The sequence below is a fragment of the Sphingobium sp. B12D2B genome, from assembly GCF_025961775.1.
Lineage (GTDB): Bacteria > Pseudomonadota > Alphaproteobacteria > Sphingomonadales > Sphingomonadaceae > Sphingobium.
Map to the genome: position 1 here is coordinate 1,789,338 of NZ_JAOQOH010000001.1, position 17,067 is coordinate 1,806,404.

17 protein-coding genes and 1 tRNA gene are annotated in these 17,067 nt (G+C 65.7%); 10 read left to right on the top strand and 8 right to left on the bottom strand.

Annotation, left to right across the window (positions count from 1 at the left end):
• Positions 1–9 precede the first annotated feature (9 nt).
• On the bottom strand, positions 10–825 hold the full coding sequence (murI, locus tag M2335_RS08500; RefSeq protein WP_264585135.1) for a glutamate racemase: 816 nt from the start codon (positions 823–825) through the stop codon (positions 10–12).
• Positions 826–934: 109 nt separating this feature from the next.
• Here murI and M2335_RS08505 point away from each other — a divergent pair, with 109 nt between their 5' ends.
• Positions 935–1,948: an acetylserotonin O-methyltransferase gene (locus tag M2335_RS08505; RefSeq protein WP_264594392.1), complete on the top strand. Its 1,014-nt coding sequence runs from the start codon at positions 935–937 to the stop codon at positions 1,946–1,948.
• Positions 1,949–2,002: 54 nt separating this feature from the next.
• On the opposite strand, the gene folD is transcribed toward M2335_RS08505, so the two are convergent.
• Positions 2,003–2,899 carry a bifunctional methylenetetrahydrofolate dehydrogenase/methenyltetrahydrofolate cyclohydrolase FolD gene (folD, locus tag M2335_RS08510; RefSeq protein ID WP_264578979.1) on the bottom strand — a complete coding sequence of 299 codons (897 nt, stop codon included), beginning with the start codon at positions 2,897–2,899 and terminating at the stop codon, positions 2,003–2,005.
• Between the two features lie 401 nt (positions 2,900–3,300).
• Here folD and M2335_RS08515 point away from each other — a divergent pair, with 401 nt between their 5' ends.
• Positions 3,301–3,834, top strand: a complete 534-nt coding sequence (locus M2335_RS08515) for a PEPxxWA-CTERM sorting domain-containing protein (RefSeq protein ID WP_181559787.1) — start codon at positions 3,301–3,303, stop codon at positions 3,832–3,834.
• 93 nt (positions 3,835–3,927) lie between these two features.
• On the opposite strand, the gene M2335_RS08520 is transcribed toward M2335_RS08515, so the two are convergent.
• Positions 3,928–4,407 (bottom strand): PH domain-containing protein, encoded by a 480-nt coding sequence (locus M2335_RS08520; protein ID WP_264594393.1) that lies wholly within the window; start codon positions 4,405–4,407, stop codon positions 3,928–3,930.
• Between the two features lie 186 nt (positions 4,408–4,593).
• On the opposite strand from M2335_RS08520, the gene M2335_RS08525 reads away from it, so the two are divergent.
• On the top strand, positions 4,594–5,976 hold the full coding sequence (locus tag M2335_RS08525) for an AcvB/VirJ family lysyl-phosphatidylglycerol hydrolase (RefSeq protein ID WP_264594394.1): 1,383 nt from the start codon (positions 4,594–4,596) through the stop codon (positions 5,974–5,976).
• A gap of 15 nt (positions 5,977–5,991) precedes the next feature.
• On the opposite strand, the gene mprF is transcribed toward M2335_RS08525, so the two are convergent.
• Genes mprF through M2335_RS08540 form a run of 3 tightly spaced genes read right to left on the bottom strand, consistent with a single transcriptional unit; the run spans position 5,992 to position 9,689 of the window.
• Entirely contained in the window at positions 5,992–8,541 is a 2,550-nt protein-coding gene (gene mprF / locus M2335_RS08530) for a bifunctional lysylphosphatidylglycerol flippase/synthetase MprF (protein WP_264594395.1), read from the bottom strand.
• Positions 8,542–8,566: 25 nt separating this feature from the next.
• Positions 8,567–8,977: a DUF2147 domain-containing protein gene (locus tag M2335_RS08535; protein WP_264594396.1), complete on the bottom strand. Its 411-nt coding sequence runs from the start codon at positions 8,975–8,977 to the stop codon at positions 8,567–8,569.
• On the bottom strand, positions 8,970–9,689 hold the full coding sequence (locus tag M2335_RS08540; protein ID WP_264594397.1) for a virulence factor: 720 nt from the start codon (positions 9,687–9,689) through the stop codon (positions 8,970–8,972). Before M2335_RS08540 ends, M2335_RS08535 begins: the two co-directional genes overlap by 8 nt.
• A gap of 156 nt (positions 9,690–9,845) precedes the next feature.
• Between M2335_RS08540 and M2335_RS08545 the strand changes: the two genes are divergently transcribed.
• From M2335_RS08545 to M2335_RS08555, 3 genes are read left to right on the top strand one after another with little or no spacing between them, the layout of a single operon-like run.
• A complete protein-coding gene (locus M2335_RS08545) occupies positions 9,846–10,205 on the top strand; it encodes a hypothetical protein (protein ID WP_264594398.1) in 360 nt (119 codons plus the stop codon).
• A gap of 19 nt (positions 10,206–10,224) precedes the next feature.
• Positions 10,225–10,905, top strand: a complete 681-nt coding sequence (locus M2335_RS08550; protein WP_264594399.1) for a winged helix-turn-helix domain-containing protein — start codon at positions 10,225–10,227, stop codon at positions 10,903–10,905.
• A complete protein-coding gene (locus M2335_RS08555) occupies positions 10,902–12,281 on the top strand; it encodes a sensor histidine kinase (RefSeq protein WP_264594400.1) in 1,380 nt (459 codons plus the stop codon). Before M2335_RS08550 ends, M2335_RS08555 begins: the two co-directional genes overlap by 4 nt.
• 110 nt (positions 12,282–12,391) lie before the next feature.
• On the opposite strand, the gene M2335_RS08560 is transcribed toward M2335_RS08555, so the two are convergent.
• Both M2335_RS08560 and M2335_RS08565 read right to left on the bottom strand, forming a co-directional pair.
• The gene (locus tag M2335_RS08560; protein WP_264594401.1) at positions 12,392–12,580 is read right to left on the bottom strand and encodes a hypothetical protein; all 189 of its coding nucleotides are present in this window, start codon (positions 12,578–12,580) and stop codon (positions 12,392–12,394) included.
• 177 nt (positions 12,581–12,757) lie between these two features.
• A tRNA-Ser gene (locus tag M2335_RS08565) sits at positions 12,758–12,847 on the bottom strand.
• Positions 12,848–12,995: 148 nt separating this feature from the next.
• Between M2335_RS08565 and M2335_RS08570 the strand changes: the two genes are divergently transcribed.
• The 4 genes from M2335_RS08570 to M2335_RS08585 all read left to right on the top strand — a co-directional run bounded on the left by M2335_RS08570 (position 12,996) and on the right by M2335_RS08585 (position 16,951).
• Positions 12,996–14,078, top strand: a complete 1,083-nt coding sequence (locus tag M2335_RS08570) for a lytic transglycosylase domain-containing protein (RefSeq protein WP_264594402.1) — start codon at positions 12,996–12,998, stop codon at positions 14,076–14,078.
• 97 nt (positions 14,079–14,175) lie between these two features.
• Positions 14,176–15,336, top strand: a complete 1,161-nt coding sequence (locus tag M2335_RS08575; protein ID WP_264594403.1) for a D-alanyl-D-alanine carboxypeptidase family protein — start codon at positions 14,176–14,178, stop codon at positions 15,334–15,336.
• 8 nt (positions 15,337–15,344) lie between these two features.
• On the top strand, positions 15,345–15,974 hold the full coding sequence (gene tmk / locus M2335_RS08580; RefSeq protein ID WP_264594404.1) for a dTMP kinase: 630 nt from the start codon (positions 15,345–15,347) through the stop codon (positions 15,972–15,974).
• On the top strand, positions 15,971–16,951 hold the full coding sequence (locus M2335_RS08585) for a DNA polymerase III subunit delta' (RefSeq protein WP_264594405.1): 981 nt from the start codon (positions 15,971–15,973) through the stop codon (positions 16,949–16,951). Before tmk ends, M2335_RS08585 begins: the two co-directional genes overlap by 4 nt.
• Positions 16,952–17,067 lie beyond the last annotated feature (116 nt).

Below are 17,067 nucleotides of genomic sequence, written 5' to 3' on the forward strand. Positions count from 1 at the left end.
TGATTTGGCTCAAAGTAGTTCGGTTTTGGTGATGCCGTAGGTCTGCAGCGCGGGGCTGAGTGCTTCGATGTCCGGTGAGGGGCCGGTGAAGACGGCTTTGCCCGGCGCCGGGTCGGCCGGCCAGGGCGCATCGCCGTTCAGCCAGGCGATCCGCCGCGCGATTCCGTCGCCACCGTGGAGAAAGGTGATGGGGTGCGGCGCGGCCTCGGCCAGTTCAGCTTCCACCAACGGAAAGTGCGTGCAGGCGAGGACCACCATGTCCATCCGGTCTCCGCCCGGCTGCTCGAGCAGGCCGGCGAGAGCAGTAGCCGGAATTTCCGGGTCGGCCGGTGCACCGCGCAGCCGCGCCTCGGCATAAGCGACCAGAGCGGCGCTGCCATGCCGCAAGACCGTACAGTCCGCGCCATGCTCGCGGGCGAGCCGATCCACATAGGGCTGTCGCACCGTGGCATCGGTACCGAGCACGCCGATGACTCGAGTTTTCGAGGCCAGAGCGGCCGGCTTGATCGCCGGCACCGTGCCGACGACGGGAATATCGAGCGCCGCACGTACGGAGGCGAGGGCGATGGTCGAAGCGGTGTTGCAGGCGATCACGGCCATGCGGGGGCGATAGCGCTCCACCAGCCGGCCCAGGAGCGCCGGGACGCGTGCCGCGATCTCCGCCTCGCTCTTGATGCCGTAGGGAAAGCCGGCATTATCGGCGGCATAGACGATGGGCATCGTCGGCAGCAGGGCCATGGCGGGGCGCAAGATGGAAAGCCCCCCCACGCCGGAATCGAAGAACAGGACGGGAGCCGCTTCAGGCGGGCGGGTCGGTTCAGCCATGGCGCTTCTCTTGACGCTGCGTGTTCGCACAAGTCAATCGTCGATGATGGGCGCGGTTGAGCGCTGATGGCGGCTCTGCCATCATGGCATCCGATAAGGGAGGAAGAGCATGGACGGCACAATCGACCGTGAAGAGCGGCATCGGCTTATAGACATGATCACGGCGGCCTGGAAGACCAAGGTGATTGGCGAGGCGGTTGGGCTGGGCCTCGTCGAGGAACTCGCGGCCGGACACCACGATAGCGCGGCTATCGCTCAGTCACTGGGTGCCAGTGAGGACGGGGTCATGCGCCTGCTGCGCGCACTGGCGGTGCTTGGCCTTGTCACGCATGAGGGCGCGGATCGCTTCTCGCTTACGCCGGTCGGGGATTGCCTGCGCAAGGACGCGCCAGATTCGCTGTATGGCATGAGCGGACATTGGAATGAGCGGATGTGGAACAGCTTCGCCAATTTGGGTGTCAGCGTGAAGAGCGGGGAGCCCTCCGTGCCCTCCGGTCCTGATCATTTCGTCCAGCAGCAAGCTGATCCGGCGCGGGCGGATGTCTTTAACCGCGCCATGGCAGAAGGGAGCCTGCGTGCCGGCCGGGCTCTCGCGCGGGCTTATGACTTTTCGGATGTGAAGACGGTGCGGGACGTCGGCGGCGGCTATGGCGCACTGCTCGTTGGCCTGCTCGAAGCCCATCCCCATCTGCGCGGCGAAATTTTCGACCTGGCAACGCTCGGCGATGCTGCGCTCAAGTGGCAGGATGGGCAGTCCGTTCGAGATCGCATTGCCTATCTCGGCGGCAGCTTTTTCGATACCGTTCCGCCCGGCGCGGACCTTATTCTTCTCAAATTCATTCTGCACGATTGGAACGACGCGCGGTGTCGGACAATCCTGTCCAACTGTCGGGATGCAATAGGGGACGGGCGCATCCTGATCATCGAGCGGATCGTGCCCGAGCGTGTCGGGCCGGGCGACGAAGACGTGATCCGGGGCGACCTCATCATGCTCAGCGTTGGCGGCAAGGAGCGAACGGAGGCCGAATATCGCACCTTGCTGAGCGCGACTGGGCTCGAAATGACCGGCATCACCCCGATCGATGACCGTTATGCGGCCATTGAAGCGCGGCGCGTCGGCTGATCGATTGAAGCGGAGCGCACCGGCGGGCGATCCGCCAGTGCGCTGGAACACTGATCAGCCTTCCTTATTGGCCGCGATTCGCTCGGCTGACTGGATGGTGTTCTCCAGCAGCATCGCGATGGTCATCGGGCCGACGCCACCCGGCACGGGCGTGATGTGGCTCGCCTTTTTGGAAACGCCCTCGAAATCCACATCGCCGACCACGCGGCCATCGGGCAGGCGATTGATACCGACGTCGATCACCACCACACCGGTCTTCACCATCTGCGGCACGATCAGGTTCGGGACGCCGGCCGCGACGACGAGAATATCGGCGAGGATGGTCCACTGGCCGAGATCCCGCGTCTTGGCATGGCAGATCGCGACCGTCGCATCATTGGCCATGAGCATCAGCGCCATCGGCTTGCCGACGATGTTGGATGCGCCGACCACGACGACATTGCGCCCTTCGATGGGGATGCCCTCATGCTTGAGCAGGTTCATCACGCCATAAGGCGTGCAGGGCGGGAAGACCTGGCGCCCCACCACCAGCGCGCCGACATTGTAAAGGTGGAAGCCATCCACGTCCTTCTCGGGCGCGATCGTCTCCAGCACCTTCTCCATGTCGATATGCTTGGGCAGGGGCAACTGGACGAGAATACCGTGGACATTGGGATCGGCATTCAGCTTGCCGATCAGCACGAGCAATTCCTCATTGGTGATGGTGGCCGGGTGACGATGGCTGATCGACTTGATGCCGACCGCCTCGCAGGCCTTCACCTTGCGGCTGACATAGATGGCGGAGGCGGGATCCTCACCAACCAGCACAACCGCAAGACCCGGCGTTACGCCGCGCGCCTGAAGTGCCTCGACCCGCGCGCGCTGCTCGTCGCGCATCTTGAGGGCGACGGTCTTGCCGTCGATCAGCTTGGCGCCGCCCACTGGCCGATTGTCCGTTGCGAGAGCGTTCACGCGATCCTGCCTTTCTGATGCGGCCTGTGATGTCGGCCCATTTGCTGTTCGTCCCGATCCCATGCCCGGCGGTCGCGCGCGTCACGCTTGATCTCTCCCAGGTGGAATGCCCTCATAGAGCCTTCTGCTCTTTAAGGGCCGCGACGCAGCAGGTGCAGCCAAGCAATTGATCTTTGGCGCCGTCCATAAGTGGCGGGATAATTCAAGTCAAACGAGGCTGGGGCTTTCTCAGGAATGCCTGATGGGCCCGGCGTAGCCTTACCGCGCTGGACCATCGAAGCGATAAAGAGTGGCCCATTTTAGAACAGCAATGGTTAATATCGTTGTTAATCAATTTTAAAGGTCTGCTATGTCGCTCGCTGTCAGCTGCAGAGTCGCAGCGACACATGTGGGAGACTATCATGCGTAAATCACTTTTGGCGGCGGCTTCGCTCGGTGCGATGCTGCTGGCGGCAGCGCCTGCCTCTGCAGCAATCACCTTCACGCTGGATGACGTGAACTTCATCGGCGGCGGTGCGCTGACGGGATCGTTCACCACCAGCGACGATCTGTCGACACTGCTCGATTTCTCGATCAGCACCACGGCAAATAATTACGGCTTCTTCGGCAATTTCCCGGGTGACACCTACACGCTTGCGGATGCGACGAGCGTCGCCTGGTCGTCCACCCTCGGTCTGGGCGCTACCTTCGTTTCGCCGATTTCGGCGATCGCGCTGGTCTTCGAAAGCCCGCTGACGGCTGATGGCACGTCGCTGGCGCTCTCGAACGAGACCGTCGTGAAGTGGAATGGCGGCACGCGCTTCGCCCTGTCCGGCAGCGTTTCGCCGGTTGCGGCACCCGTGCCTGAGCCGGCAACGTGGATGATGCTGATCGGCGGGTTTGCGATTGCTGGTACGATGATGCGTCGTCGTCGCACGACTGTCAGCTTCGCCTGAGTCGAACGCTCGATTTCAAGGAAGCCCGGCTGGAAACGGCCGGGCTTTTTTGTGCGCGCCGTTCTCGCCGGTCCGGCGGCGCGCCCGGTGCGCTTACATGTCGATTTCGCGCACGCCCTTGAGCCTGCGCGCGCGCTCCACGCGGTTGCGAAGCTCCGTGCGGATATGGCGCGCATTTTCCAGGTTGCTGATGCGCAGCACGGTGCGCCGATCGACGCCTTCGCCCGTCAGGTCCGAGGAGATGATCTGCAGATTGCCGACGTCGAACATCTGCTGAATGATGGAGAAATCCGCGCGCACATCCTTGATGCGGTAGAGTTCGATCTCCTCTTCCGTCCGGGCGAGGATGCCCTGCCGAATGAACAGGCGCTCGCCGCTCAACTCGTACCATGTCATGCGATAGCGCAGCGCGACCACGCCCACGGCAATAAACGGAATCCCGAGCAGCAGGATCGATCCGGCCAGGGTCAGCCAGCCCTTGAAGGATTTAAGCAGGAAGGCGGACATGGTCGGGCGAAATCCGATGACATGCTCGGTCTGCCATCCCGCCATCTGAACTGCTCTGCCGGTCATGCTCTGCTCCATCCTCGCCGCGCTCTAGTCGGCCTGGGCAGGGGGCACGTCAAGAGGGGTGAGTGACCACTTTTGCGACGAGCCCATCTAGCATCTCGCGGAGCAGCGGGCGCTGTAGTATCCCGGCCCGCTGCAGGCATCGGGCGACGCGGTCGCCGACGGTCGGATCGAAGGCGAGGTAGAAACATGCGCAAGAAACTGCTCGGCTTTCTGGCGTTGGGATTGCTGGGTGCGGTCACCGCGACTGCGCAGGGGCGCACACCCGCCGCCGCGCCGGGCGCATCCTATCGGCTGGCGCCCTTTGGCGCCGTGCATGTCGACCGGCCGGCCGGTACGCCGCAGGGTGCCGTAATTTTTCTTTCGGATTCGCCGACGGCCGCCCCGATCGCGCGGGGCTTGAGCCAGCGCGGGCTGCTCGTTGCGACGGTTTCGGCCGCTACGTTGCTCAAGACCGTTCAGGGTTGGCATCAACGCTGCCTCAACCTGAATGCGCCGATCAACGATCTTTCCAAGGATCTCCAGCATCGTGCGGGAATTGAGGCCTATCTCAAGCCCGTGCTGATCGGCCAGGGTGCGGGGGCCGCCCTTGCTTATGCTGCGCTCTCGCAATGGCCCAACGCGCCCTACCGTGGGGTGATTTCGATTGGTTTCACGCCGCAGGTGACCAGCGCCAGCCCTTGGTGCGCGACCGGCGGCGCGTCCTTTGCGCGAGCCGGGCAGACCGGCCGCTGGTCGTTGAAGCCGAACAGGCAGATTGGCGTGCCGTGGCTCGTCATGGGCACGGCGGCGCAAGTCGGCCGGACGCAATCCTTCGTGCGCGCGGTGCCGGGCGCCAACCAGAAAACGCTGCCCCCAGCCGCGCAGGCATGGCCGCAAGCCATCGCCGATGCGACGATGGCGCTCCTGCCGCGCGACCAGCCACGCCCTCCCGCCGGCGCGCTCCCGCACCTCACCATGCCGCTCACATTGGTGCAGGCGGCGCCGACGCCGATGAACCGCGATCTGATGGCGATCATCTATTCGGGCGATGGCGGCTGGGCGAGCATCGACCGCGACGTGGCGAGCCAACTCGCTGCGGCAGGGATACCGGTGGTCGGCGTGGACAGCCTCGAATATTTCTGGACTGCGCGCACCCCTGCCGGGACTGGCCGCGATCTCGCGGCGCTCATCGAGACGTTTAGCGAGCGATGGGCGCGTCCGCGAGTTCTGCTCATCGGTTACAGCTTCGGCGCGGATGCCCTCCCGTTCATGGTCGATGCTCTACCGCCGGCCATCCGCAGCAAGATCGAGCGCGTGTCCCTCCTGGGCTTGAGCAGCACGGCGGATTTCCAGTTTCACCTCAGTAGCTGGCTGGACGTGGGCGATAGCGGCGGGCTGCCGATCATTCCGGCGATTACCCGGCTGCGCGGCCTGGCGGTCCAATGCGTGCGCGGGCAGGAAGAAGACGAGAGCGCCTGCGGCAAGATCCCGCAGGGGCTGGCCCAGCAATATGTCGTGCCGGGGGGTCATCATTTCGATAGCAATGCGGCGTTGCTGGCGCAGATCATCCTCGCTCGCAAGCGCCCCTGAAGCGCTGACGATGGATCAGGTCTGGGGGCTGCCGCCGATGAGGCTCTGCAGGTCGATCAGCGCGCGGGCGAGCGAGATGCCCTGAGGCCCGGCGATGTACCGCGGCTCCCATTCGGGCGAGAATTTCTCCTTATAGGCGCGCAGCCCCTCAAAGCCGTAAAAGGCATTGCCATGCTGATAGAGAAACGCCCCGAGCTTTGACCACAAAGGCGCGAGGCGGCGCGCTTCCAGCCCGGAGAGCGGCGCCATGCCGATGTTGAACCAGCGATAGCCCTGTTGCTGCCCCCATTGCATCAGGCGGATGAACAGAAAGTCCATGGTGCCATAAGGCGCGGCGTCGTCATGGCGCATGAGGTCGATGGAGAGTTCCGAGCGGGTCTGTGTCGGCCAGATGTTGGCGAAGGCGACGATCTGCCCCTGACTGCGCACGACGGCGCAATCGAATCTTGCCAGATAGGCCGGGTCGAAGCGGCCGACGCTAAAGCCTTTCTCGCGCTGGCCCTTGGCCTTGAGCCAGAAATCGGAGACGCGCTCGAGTTCGCCCATATGGGTGGGCACGTCGGTCGCAGGGATCACCTCGAACGTCGCGCCCTCGCGCGTCGCCCGGCGCTCTGCATGGCGCAGCGACTTGGCGCTGGGGCCATCGAGCGAGAATGTCGCGAGGTCCACATGGGCTTCCTCGCCGTATTTGGTGATGCGCAGGCCCAACTCAATGGCCATCGGCAGGGCGACCGGGCTGATCTGGTAGAGCAGCAGGCGTCCCTGCGCCGCGTCCGCCTTTTCGCGCAGGTCCCAGAGCAAATCGGACCATTCGTCCTCGGCGCCAACAGGATCGCCCATCACGATCCAACTGGCGCCCTTGATCTGATACATCAGAAAAGCGCGGCCGCTTTGCGAGTGGAGGAAGCGCTTGTCTCCGGTGAAGGCAAGATTTGCGTCAGTCCGGTCGGCCAGCGCGATAGCGGCGGGGGACGGCTCATCTACCCCAGCTTCTACGGCGCGTTCGGCCCGGGCCGGCTCGAACAGTCGGGCAAGGCCGACGCCCACGAGCAACACCGCGACGGCAAGGCTGGCGCGCAGGAACCGCGCGGCGTCGGCACGTTCGGCAAAGCGCCACCATAGATCGTTCTGATAATCGACATGGCGATAGGCGAACAGCCCGATCCAGATCGAGAGGCCGACCACCACCGCAATCGTCGCCAGCCAGCCGGGCGAGAAGGCCTCCGCCAGCAGGCGTGTGCGCCGGTAGAACGCGGGCTTGGACCATTGCAGCGCGGCCGCGATGAGCAGCATGACGCCTGCTTCCTCATAATCCAGCCCCTTCACGATCGAGAAGACCGCACCAGCGAGCAGCAGGAGCCGCGTGAGCCAGAAGGCCCCGTCGAGGCGACGGTAGAGGCCGGCGGAGAGCACCAGTAGAGCCGCGCCGATCAGGCTACCAGCCATGTGGGAAAGCTCCACGAACGGCAGCGGCACGATGTCGGACACGGTGTTGGCGCGCCAGGGGATGGTCGGCAGCGATCCGGAGATCAGCAGCACCGTGCCGCCGAAAAAGACCAGCGCAGAGATCATCAGTGGCGCCATGCCGGAGGCGACGACCTGAGCACCACGCAGCGTTCGTCCGATGGGCTTATGCCAGCGCGCGCCCTCCTGCACCACGATCAGCACGGCCGCCACAATCAGCGGAGCGATATAGTAGATGAGGCGATAGGCCAGCAGGGCGGCGACCAGCTCCGGCCGGTCCACATTGGGCAAGGCAATCAGCATGATCGCCTCGAACACGCCGATGCCGCCCGGCACATGGGTGATGAGCACGGCGACGATTGCCAGGGTATAGCCGATGAAGAAGGCCGGCCAGGCGCTGATCTCGATGCCGGGGATCAGCACGAACAACGCCGCGCTGGCCGCCGCAAGATCGAGCGCGCTGATCCCGATGAGCGCGATGATCTGCTTGGCCGGCGGCAACGGGACCGACCAGCGACGCACATGAAGCGTCCGCCCTCGTCGTCCGGACCAGAGGAGGACTGCAGCGGTGGCGAGCAGCAGGGAGAGCCCGATCGCACGCAGCAAAGCGGGCGGGGCGACCATCCCGTCATAAGCCAGCGCTTCGGGCCGCCAGGCGAGCATGGCGCCTGAGAGCACGAACACACCGCTCCAGAAGGTCAGGCTGGCGATCAGGATCACGCGGGCAATATCCCCGGCGCCCAAACCGGCGGCGCTGTACACCCGATATCGCGCCGACCCGCCGGTCAGCAGCGAGAGGCCGAGATTATGGCTCAGAGTGTAGCTGGTGAACGAGGCGATCGCGGCTGTGCGGTAAGGTAGTGGGCGCCCGATGGTGCGCAGGGCCATCACATCATACAGCGTCAGCGCGGCATAGCTGCACGCGGTGAGGAGCGCGGCAGCCAGAAAGGCGAGGGGAGGCAAGGCGTGGAATGCCGCCCGCACGTCGTGCAGATGGACCTCGCGCAGCAAGTGGCTGAGCGCCACGAAACCGAGCACCGCCAACAGCAAGGCAACGCCGATGGTCAGGATCGTGCGATTGCGCTGAGTCATGGTCTTCATCTGCCCCCCCGGAGGCCATCGGGCGCTAATCGGCCTGAACCTGGCGGACCCAGATCTGGCTTTTGCACAGCCAGCCGCCGATCAGGCAACCGGAAATCTTCACCCGATCCCGGTCGAGCTGCTCGATGGTGGACGAGAAGGTGCGGCCAAGGTCCGGCACATAGACGCGGCCCGCCCAATGCCCCGGTGACTTGGCATGATAATCCTGCAGGAGTTTGGTCCCGATCAGCCTGGAGACCCCAGCGTCGGCGGCATCGGCAAGGGCGGTCGCGTTCGCCCAGCTCACCCAGCCGCACAGGCCGCCGTCGCAATCGCCCGTGGTGACGACCACCGTGCCGCGCGGATTGATCCAATGCCCGGCAATGGCATTCTCGGCATGGGCCGGCGTGAAGGCGCCGATCATGGCGGCAACGGCTATGGCGAGCAGCTTACCCATGAGGATTGATCCCGGCCGAGGTCATCGCGTCGAACAATAGCCCCCTAACCGCCTCGACATCCCAGTTCAGCTGATGCCCACCGGGCAGACCCTGACTGCGCAAATTAGGCAGGTGCAGGCGCGGACAGAGGCTGTGCGGTTCTTCCTTGCCGTAGACGCAGAGCAAGGGGAGCCAGCTGAGCGTGCTCGCGGTAGGCAGGGCATCATGCTCGGTCTCCCAGAAGCTCAGCACCTCGCCTGGCGATGCACGATACTCGACCGTCGCGCCGGGCACGAAGAGCGCCGCCAGAGCGATATCGCGCCGCTGCGCCTGCGGCAGGTTGGCGAGGCCGACATGGAGCATATCCGCGCCAAAGGATTGGCCGATCAGCACCACGCGCCCCTGCGGGTTCACGGCGCGCGCCTGCGCCAGTGCCTGGGTGATGAGCGCAGCAGCCTCAGATGGGGTGCGGGTCTGGCGATAATAGGTCAGGCTGTTGACGCCAACCACCGGGATGCCAGCCGCCTCAAGGCGCTGCGCGATCTTGGGGCCCATGCCGACGCGAAAGCCCATGTCGCCGGAAAAGATGACCGCCACGGGCGCACCGGCGCGGGGCTGGTAGCCGGCGGGCCGCAAGACCGTAAACGGGTCGCTGCCGAGATAGCCCAGCCAGCCGAACGCCATAAGCACCAGAGCCGTGAGGGCCGCGAGCGTGATTGCCGTCTTCCGCATCCGTCCTCCGCGCCTCGTCATGCTGCTCTCATGTTCATGATCGTCCGAGGGTTATCCTCTGGCAGCGACAGCCGGTCAACGCGGTGGCCGCTTCATGAACTTCATGTCATGTGGCGGTCAGCCGCTCGCCATTCGCGATGGTCTAGGCCGGATGTCATGGGCCTCCCGAACCGCCTCCTCTATATCTTTCTCGTTCCGCTGGCGGGAGCGCCACCCTTGCTGTCCTCTCACCTCGTGCCCCCGTCCGCGGCCGCGCCTCGCCATGCTGCGCATGCCGGGTTTACGCTGGGCGAGGACAAGGCTGGCCGGATCGTTGTGACCAGCCTGCGGGACGGGCAGGCAGGGGGCGGGCCGATCGCGGTGGGCGATCAATTGCGCGCTGTGGATGGGCATGCAGTGCGAAGGCTCGGCGTGGCGCGGCACATGATCGACGACCCCGCCCATTGCGACATTCCGCTATCGCTGGCGCATGGCGCCGTGCGATATGAGGCCCGCGCTCGGCGATGCGGCAGTTGATGGCGGCAGGGACGGTGGAATGGGCAGAAAAATACTCCTGATTGAAGATGATCGTGCGACGGCCGAGTTCATCCTGAAGGGGGTGGCGGAGCACGGCCATGTCGGCGATCACAGCGCGGATGGGCGCGACGGCCTCTTCATGGCGACCGATGGCGGCTATGACGCGATTATTCTCGACCGGATGCTGCCGGGCATGGACGGTATGGCCGTGCTGGGCGCGCTGCGTGCTGCCGGCATCGAAACACCGGTGATCCTGCTTACCGCGCTCGGCTCAGTCGACGACCGCGTGACGGGGCTGACGGCGGGTGCCGACGATTATCTGGTCAAGCCCTTTGCCTTTGCCGAACTGCTCGCCCGGCTGGAACTGCTGATGCGCAAGCGCGGCCATGGTACATCGGTGGAGACGACGCTTGCCTGCAGCGATCTCCACATGGACCTGCTCAAGCGCACGGTACAGCGCGGCGGCCGGCGGATCGACCTTCAGCCGCGCGAATTCCGGCTGCTCGAATATCTGATGCGCTACGCAGGTCAGGTCGTCACGCGCACGATGCTGCTCGAAGGCGTGTGGGATTATCATTTCGACCCCGGCACCAACGTCATCGACGTGCATGTCAGCCGCTTGCGTCGGAAGATCGATGTCGAGGGCGATGCCCCGCTGATCCACACCGTGCGCGGCGCGGGCTACCGGCTGGGCGAATGAGTCGACCGGGTGTCGCATCCGGGGCGGGCCTGCGCTGGCTGCGCTCGTCGCCTGTCCGCTTCATGGGCTGGATCTTGCTGCTGGAGCTGGTCTTCGGTGCGGCGTTGCTGGCCTCGGTCACGCAATTCGTGCGCGCCGACCTCGCGGCGGCCGACCGCAGCATTGCCGTTGAGGATCGCGGCAGCCTGCTGATGATCGGCCGGGACGAAGGTGCGCAGGCGCTCAACCGGGCGATTGCCGAGCGAACGGCGGAAGATGACGATGCCCTCATTCTGCTCGTGGATCGCAACGGGCGCAAAGTGGCGGGAAACCTCTCGGACTGGCCGCCCAATGTCACGGCCGAGGCGGGCTGGACCCGTGCCGAGCTTTATCGGCTGGGAGATGCAGAGCCGGCCCCGTTCGGCATCACCGCCGCGCGGCTGGGCGATGGGCGCCGCTTGCTCGTCGGCCGCCGCGCCGAGGCCAGCGATCAAATCCGCCAGACCGTCCACGAGGCCCTGCTGACCGCACTGGCGCTCGCTTTGCCGCTCGCGCTCGCCGGCGCCTGGTTCGTGGTGCAGATCATCGATCGGCGGATCGGACACATCGCCGCGACGGCAGAGGGCGTCGGCGCGGGTGATATCGAGCAGCGCGTGCCGCTGCACGGTTCCGGGGACAGCTTCGACCGGTTGGGGGAGGCGATCAATGGGATGCTGGACAGGATCGGCAGCCTGATCGGCGAACTGCGCACGGTCACCGATAGCATGGCGCACGATCTGCGCTCGCCGTTGACCCGTCTGCGCGCACGAATCGACCGGGCGCTGGAGACGGACGATCCGGCCGCGATGCGCACGGCCATCGAGGGCATCAGCCGCGAGGCGGACCAACTGCTCGCCATGCTCACCACCGCGCTGGAGATCAGCCGCGCAGAGGCGGGCATCGGGCGCGAGCGCTTCCGGCCCACGCTGCTGGGCGAGATGCTCGCCGATCTGGAAGACTTGTATGCGCCGCTGGTCGAGGAGCAAGGCCGCAGCCTTTCCATCGCAATCGAGCGGCCGGTCGAGGTCAGCGTCCATCGCGAATTGCTGGGTCAGGCGCTCGCCAACCTCCTCGACAATGCGCTCAAATATGGCGCGGGTGCGATGACGCTGTATCTGGATCGCGAGGGCGCAGACGTGATCGTCGGCCTTGCCGATGAAGGGGCGGGCATCGGGCCGGATCGGGAAGCAGAGGCCTTGCGGCGCTTCGGTCGGCTGGATGCCGCGCGCGGGCAGGCCGGGGCAGGCCTTGGGTTATCGCTCGTCGCGGCCGTAGCGCGCATGCATGGCGGTCAGGTCCGTTTCACCCGCCGCCATGGTCTGTTCGCGGTTGAAATTCTCATCGGCGTGGGAGGCTGAGCGGCCTTCGGTCTGCTTCCGCTGCCGACAGGATCATGCCTGTCTCGATGAAGCGGTCGACCGGAGCCATGCGGGCAAGGGGAGGGACGGCATGGCTCCGGTGACGGGGGTCACTTCTTGTCGGTCGTGCTCTTGGCCGGGGCAGCGAGCGATGCAGTCGTCGTGCTCTTGGCCGACTTGGCGGGCTTGGCCACCTTGTGATGGCTTTCCTTTGCCGGTGCCGTCTTGGCCGACGCGACAACCGGCGTGGCGATGGCTGCGAGGGATGCCAGGCCGGCAATGATCAGGCGACGGTTCATGAGGGTATCTCCTTCAACAAGCGACCCTTCGTGGATCGCAAGCCCCTTATGGCCCCGCGCACCGAACCGGAGCATGGCGCCTGCATGAACTTTTGGACATGTGGGCAAGCGGGGTGGCGCACGATCCGCTGCCGCCAAAGAATAGCGACCGGAAGAGAAAGTCCGCGTGAGAAGATTTGGCGGACAGGGTGGGATTCGAACCCACGGTGAGCTTCCACCCACGGCGGTTTTCAAGACCGCTGCCTTAAACCACTCGGCCACCTGTCCGTTGTCCCGCGCCCTAATCGAAACTGTTCAGCAAAGGAAGCCCGCGCGAGCGAGGGATTGTTGCGCGGGCGGTTCGTCGCAGGGGCGATGCGTCCAATTGCGGAGGCTTGCCTTGCGCGCCGTGCGTCAACTCTGCCAATATGCACCGATGACAACGCACTCGCTTCGCCGTCGGCTCCTGCCGCTATGCGGTCTCGCTCTTGGTCTATCCCTCGCGGCGCAGGTTCCTGCAAATGCGCAGGCGCTGCCATCGTCGAACGATCCGGTGGATGCGCAGACGGCGGCCGGGTTCACCGGCTATCTGGAGAGCCTGCGGGGTAAGGCGCGGGCGCAGGGCGTGAGCGATGCGACATTCGACCGTGCAATTGCTGGGCTGAGCTTCAATCCGCGCGTCGCGGCCCTGGATCGCGGCAATTTGCCGACAGCCGACAATGCCCCGATTCCCGATTTCGAGCCGTATCGCCAGCGCCATATCGATGCGCGGAAGATTGCCCGCGGCCGCGCCGTCTATAATGCCAATCGCGCGCTGCTGGTGGCGATCGAGCGCGATACGGGCGTACCGGAGGAGATCATGGTCGCGATTTACGGCCATGAGACCAATTACGGCACGATCAGCGGCGATTTCGACCTGCTCCGCTCGCTGGCGACGCTGGCTTATGAAGGGCGCCGGCGTGCGCTGTTCGAGCCGGAGCTGCTGGCCGTGATGGCGATGATGCAGCGCGGCGTGCCGCGTGAGCGGCTGGTCGGCAGCTATGCTGGCGCGTTTGGCTATCCGCAGTTCCTGCCCAGCGTCTATCTGCGCGATGCGGTGGATGCCGATGGTGACGGGACGCCCAATATCTGGTCGAGCGAGCCCGATGCGCTGGCCTCCATCGCCAATTATTTCCAGCGCGCCGGCTGGCGCAAGGGCGAGCCTTGGGGCGTCGCGGTGCGCTTGCCGACCGGGTTCGATCGAGGCCGGATCACCAGCACGCTCAATCCCACTCGCTGCCCGCGCGTGTTCGGTCGTCACAGTCGCTGGCTTTCGATGCGCGAGTGGCAGGCGCTCGGAATCACGCCGGAGGGCGGCTCCTGGCCGGATGGCAGCATTCAGGCGACGCTGATCGAGCCGGATGGCCCGGGCAAGACGGCCTATCTGCTCACCGGCAATTACCGCGTGATCCTCGATTACAATTGCTCGAACTTCTACGCGCTGTCCGTCGGCCTGCTGGCCGATGCGGTGCGGCCTTGATCCGGGGCTAGGCAGAGCCATGGCGGATGGCTAAGGACGAAGCGAAGCCGCGATGCCCGCAGGGCGCGCGATGACCTGTCAACGACCGGATTTTCCCATGCGCGCACTTCTGCCGATTGCCCTCGTTCTGCCGCTCTTCCTGTCCGCCGCGCAGGCGAACACGCCGAGCTACACCTCCGAGGCCTCTGTGGCCTATATGATCGATCTGTCGTCCGGCCGGGTGCTGTTCGACAAGGATGCGGACCGGCGGATGCCGCCGGCCTCGATGGCCAAGATGATGACCGCGCATGTGGCGTTCAATCTCATCAAGCAGGGCAAGCTGCGGCTCGACCAGAAGTTCACCGTCCGTCCGGAAACCTGGCGCAAGTGGCACAGCCAGGGCTCGACCATGTTCCTCTCCGTCAATGAGGAAGTCTCGGTCGAGAACCTGCTGCACGGCATCGTCACGCTCTCGGGCAATGATGCCTGCGTGGTGCTGGCCGAGGGCATTGCCGGCTCGGAAGAGGCCTTCACCGATCTCATGAATGCCGAAGCCAAGCGGCTGGGCATGACCAACAGCCATTTTGCGAACACCACCGGTTGGCCCGACGAAGGCCGCACCTACACCACCGCCCGCGATCTCGCGACGCTGGCCCGCAACACGCTGGACGAGACGCCGGACCTCTACAAGCAATTCTACACGGTCAAATCCTTCACCTGGGGCCAGACCATGGGCGGATCGGAGATCAGCCAGGCCAATCGCAACCCGATTCTCGGGCGTGTGGATGGCGCGGATGGCCTCAAGACCGGCCATACCGAGGAGGCAGGCTACGGCTTCACCGGCTCGGCCCAGCAGAATGGCCGCCGTCTCGTGATGGTCGTTGCGGGCCTCACCAGCTTCAATGGCCGCGTGGAGGAATCGGTGCGCTTCATGGACTGGGGCTTCAAGGCCTGGCGGTCCAAGCCGCTGGCGAAGAAGGGCGTTACCCTGGGACAGGCGCAGGTTCAGGGCGGCTGGGCACGCTCGGTCGATCTGGTGACGCCGCGCGATCTCGTCGCGACCGTGCCGATTGCGGCGGCGAATGGCGAGATCAAGGCGCGTGTCGTCTATCGCGGCCCGATCAAGGCGCCGATCGCGCAGGGGCAGGAGATTGCTCATCTGGTGGTGGATGCCGGGGACGGCACCACGCAGACCTTGCCGCTTGTAGCCAAGGAAGCTGTCGCAGAAGGCGGCTTCTTCGCGCGCCTGTGGAACGGCTTCCTCTCCTTCTTTAGCTGAGTACCGACATGACGCGCGGCCGCTTCATCACGCTGGAAGGCGGGGAGGGCGTCGGCAAGTCCACGCAGGCCCGTCTGCTCGCGGAGGCGCTTGAGGCACGCGGCATCGAGACAGTGCTGACCCGCGAGCCCGGTGGCAGCGAGGGGGCCGAGGCCATTCGCGGCCTCCTGCTCTCCGGTGCGGCGGATCGCTGGAGTGTGCGCGCCGAGGCGCTGCTGTTCGCTGCGGCCCGGGCCGATCATGCCGAGCGCACCATTCTGCCGGCCGTGGAGGCCGGCAAATGGGTGATCTGCGACCGTTTTCTGGACAGCAGCCGTGCCTATCAGGGCGTGGGCGGCGCGCTGAGCGACGAGGACATTCTGACCCTTCACCGCATCGGCTCGGGCGGGCTGTTGCCGGATCGCACCCTGCTCCTCGCCCTGCCGCTCGATGAGAGCAGCGAGCGGGCCGGCACGCGGGATGCCGGGGCGGTGGACCGGATCGGCGGGCGCGATGCTGGTTTTCACCGCGATGTGGCCGAGTCCTTTCGTCGGTTCGCAGCTGCTGAACCTGTGCGTTTCCGGGACATTGATGCCAGCGGATCGATGGAGACGGTGCGCGATCGGCTGCTGGCCGCGCTCGCCGACTGGCTGCCATGACGCGCTGGCTCGGCCATGACGAGCAGATCGCGGCGCTGATCGAGGCCAGCGCGACGACCCGGCTCCATCATGGGTGGATCTTCGCCGGGCCGCGAGGGCTGGGCAAGGCCGGGATCGCCTATGATTTCGCTCGGCGGCTACTGGTGAGCGGCGCGGGTCGTCCCGTTCCGTCCGACCGGCTCGCACCGGACCCCACCGACCCGGCCATGCGCCTTTTCGACGGCGGGGCCCATCCCGATTTCATGCGGCTCGAACGACTTGAGCGCGACAGCAAGACTGACAGCGGCGCACTCGCCCGCAACATCACCGTCGATCAGGTGCGCAGCCTCTCGCGGCTGCTGCACAGCGCGCCCTCCATGGGCAGCCGGCGGGTCGTACTGATCGACAGCGCGGATGATCTGGAGGCGGGCGCGGCCAACGCCCTGCTCAAGAGCTTGGAAGAGCCGCCGACGGGTGCGATCTTCCTGCTCGTGGCGCATCGGCCCGGTCGCCTGCTGCCCACTATCCGCTCGCGCTGCCGGGTGATGCGCTTCGCACCGCTCGATGATGCGAGCATGGCGCAGGCGCTGGCGACCGCGCTGCCGGAGGTGCCAGAGCCTGAGCGCGCCGCGCTGGCGGCCAGTGCCGAGGGATCGCCGGGGCAGGCGATCGTCAATCGGGATCTGGATCTGCCCGGGCTGGAGCGTGCGCTCGATGCCATCGCGCAGGGTGGACGCGGTGGGGAAGGCGCCCGCGCCGGCCTGATGAGCGCGCTCTCGGGTGTCGCGGCTCGCCCACGCCTCGAAGCCTTTGTCGATCTTGTGCCGCGCTATATTGCCCGCCGTCTGCGGGGTGCGCCCGCACCCAGTCTCGGGCCGGGCATCGCCGCCTATGAGGAAGCGCAGCGTCTCGGCGCCGGCGCTGTCACCCCGCTGCAGCTCGAGCCCGGCGCGCTGGTCTACACCCTGTGCGAGACCGTGGCGCGCGTCGGGCGATAGGTGCTCGCTGGCCTTTCTGAATAGGGTGCTCCTGCGAAGGCAGGAGCCCAGGGCCAAACCGACGAGCCTAGCCGCCCCAGGCTCCTGCCTTCGCAGGAGCGCATCCAAGCGTACAT

Coding starts and splice junctions, on each gene's coding strand:
- M2335_RS08540 (WP_264594397.1), bottom strand. CDS start 9,689: ATGCGGAAGACGGCAATCACGCTCGCGGCCCTCACGGCTCTGGTGCTT.
- M2335_RS08520 (WP_264594393.1), bottom strand. CDS start 4,407: ATGACCGGCAGAGCAGTTCAGATGGCGGGATGGCAGACCGAGCATGTC.
- mprF (WP_264594395.1), bottom strand. CDS start 8,541: ATGAAGACCATGACTCAGCGCAATCGCACGATCCTGACCATCGGCGTT.
- M2335_RS08560 (WP_264594401.1), bottom strand. CDS start 12,580: ATGAACCGTCGCCTGATCATTGCCGGCCTGGCATCCCTCGCAGCCATC.
- tmk (WP_264594404.1), top strand. CDS start 15,345: ATGACGCGCGGCCGCTTCATCACGCTGGAAGGCGGGGAGGGCGTCGGC.
- M2335_RS08555 (WP_264594400.1), top strand. CDS start 10,902: ATGAGTCGACCGGGTGTCGCATCCGGGGCGGGCCTGCGCTGGCTGCGC.
- murI (WP_264585135.1), bottom strand. CDS start 825: ATGGCTGAACCGACCCGCCCGCCTGAAGCGGCTCCCGTCCTGTTCTTC.
- M2335_RS08575 (WP_264594403.1), top strand. CDS start 14,176: ATGCGCGCACTTCTGCCGATTGCCCTCGTTCTGCCGCTCTTCCTGTCC.
- M2335_RS08550 (WP_264594399.1), top strand. CDS start 10,225: ATGGGCAGAAAAATACTCCTGATTGAAGATGATCGTGCGACGGCCGAG.
- M2335_RS08505 (WP_264594392.1), top strand. CDS start 935: ATGGACGGCACAATCGACCGTGAAGAGCGGCATCGGCTTATAGACATG.
- M2335_RS08525 (WP_264594394.1), top strand. CDS start 4,594: ATGCGCAAGAAACTGCTCGGCTTTCTGGCGTTGGGATTGCTGGGTGCG.
- M2335_RS08545 (WP_264594398.1), top strand. CDS start 9,846: ATGGGCCTCCCGAACCGCCTCCTCTATATCTTTCTCGTTCCGCTGGCG.
- M2335_RS08535 (WP_264594396.1), bottom strand. CDS start 8,977: ATGGGTAAGCTGCTCGCCATAGCCGTTGCCGCCATGATCGGCGCCTTC.
- M2335_RS08515 (WP_181559787.1), top strand. CDS start 3,301: ATGCGTAAATCACTTTTGGCGGCGGCTTCGCTCGGTGCGATGCTGCTG.
- M2335_RS08585 (WP_264594405.1), top strand. CDS start 15,971: ATGACGCGCTGGCTCGGCCATGACGAGCAGATCGCGGCGCTGATCGAG.
- M2335_RS08570 (WP_264594402.1), top strand. CDS start 12,996: ATGACAACGCACTCGCTTCGCCGTCGGCTCCTGCCGCTATGCGGTCTC.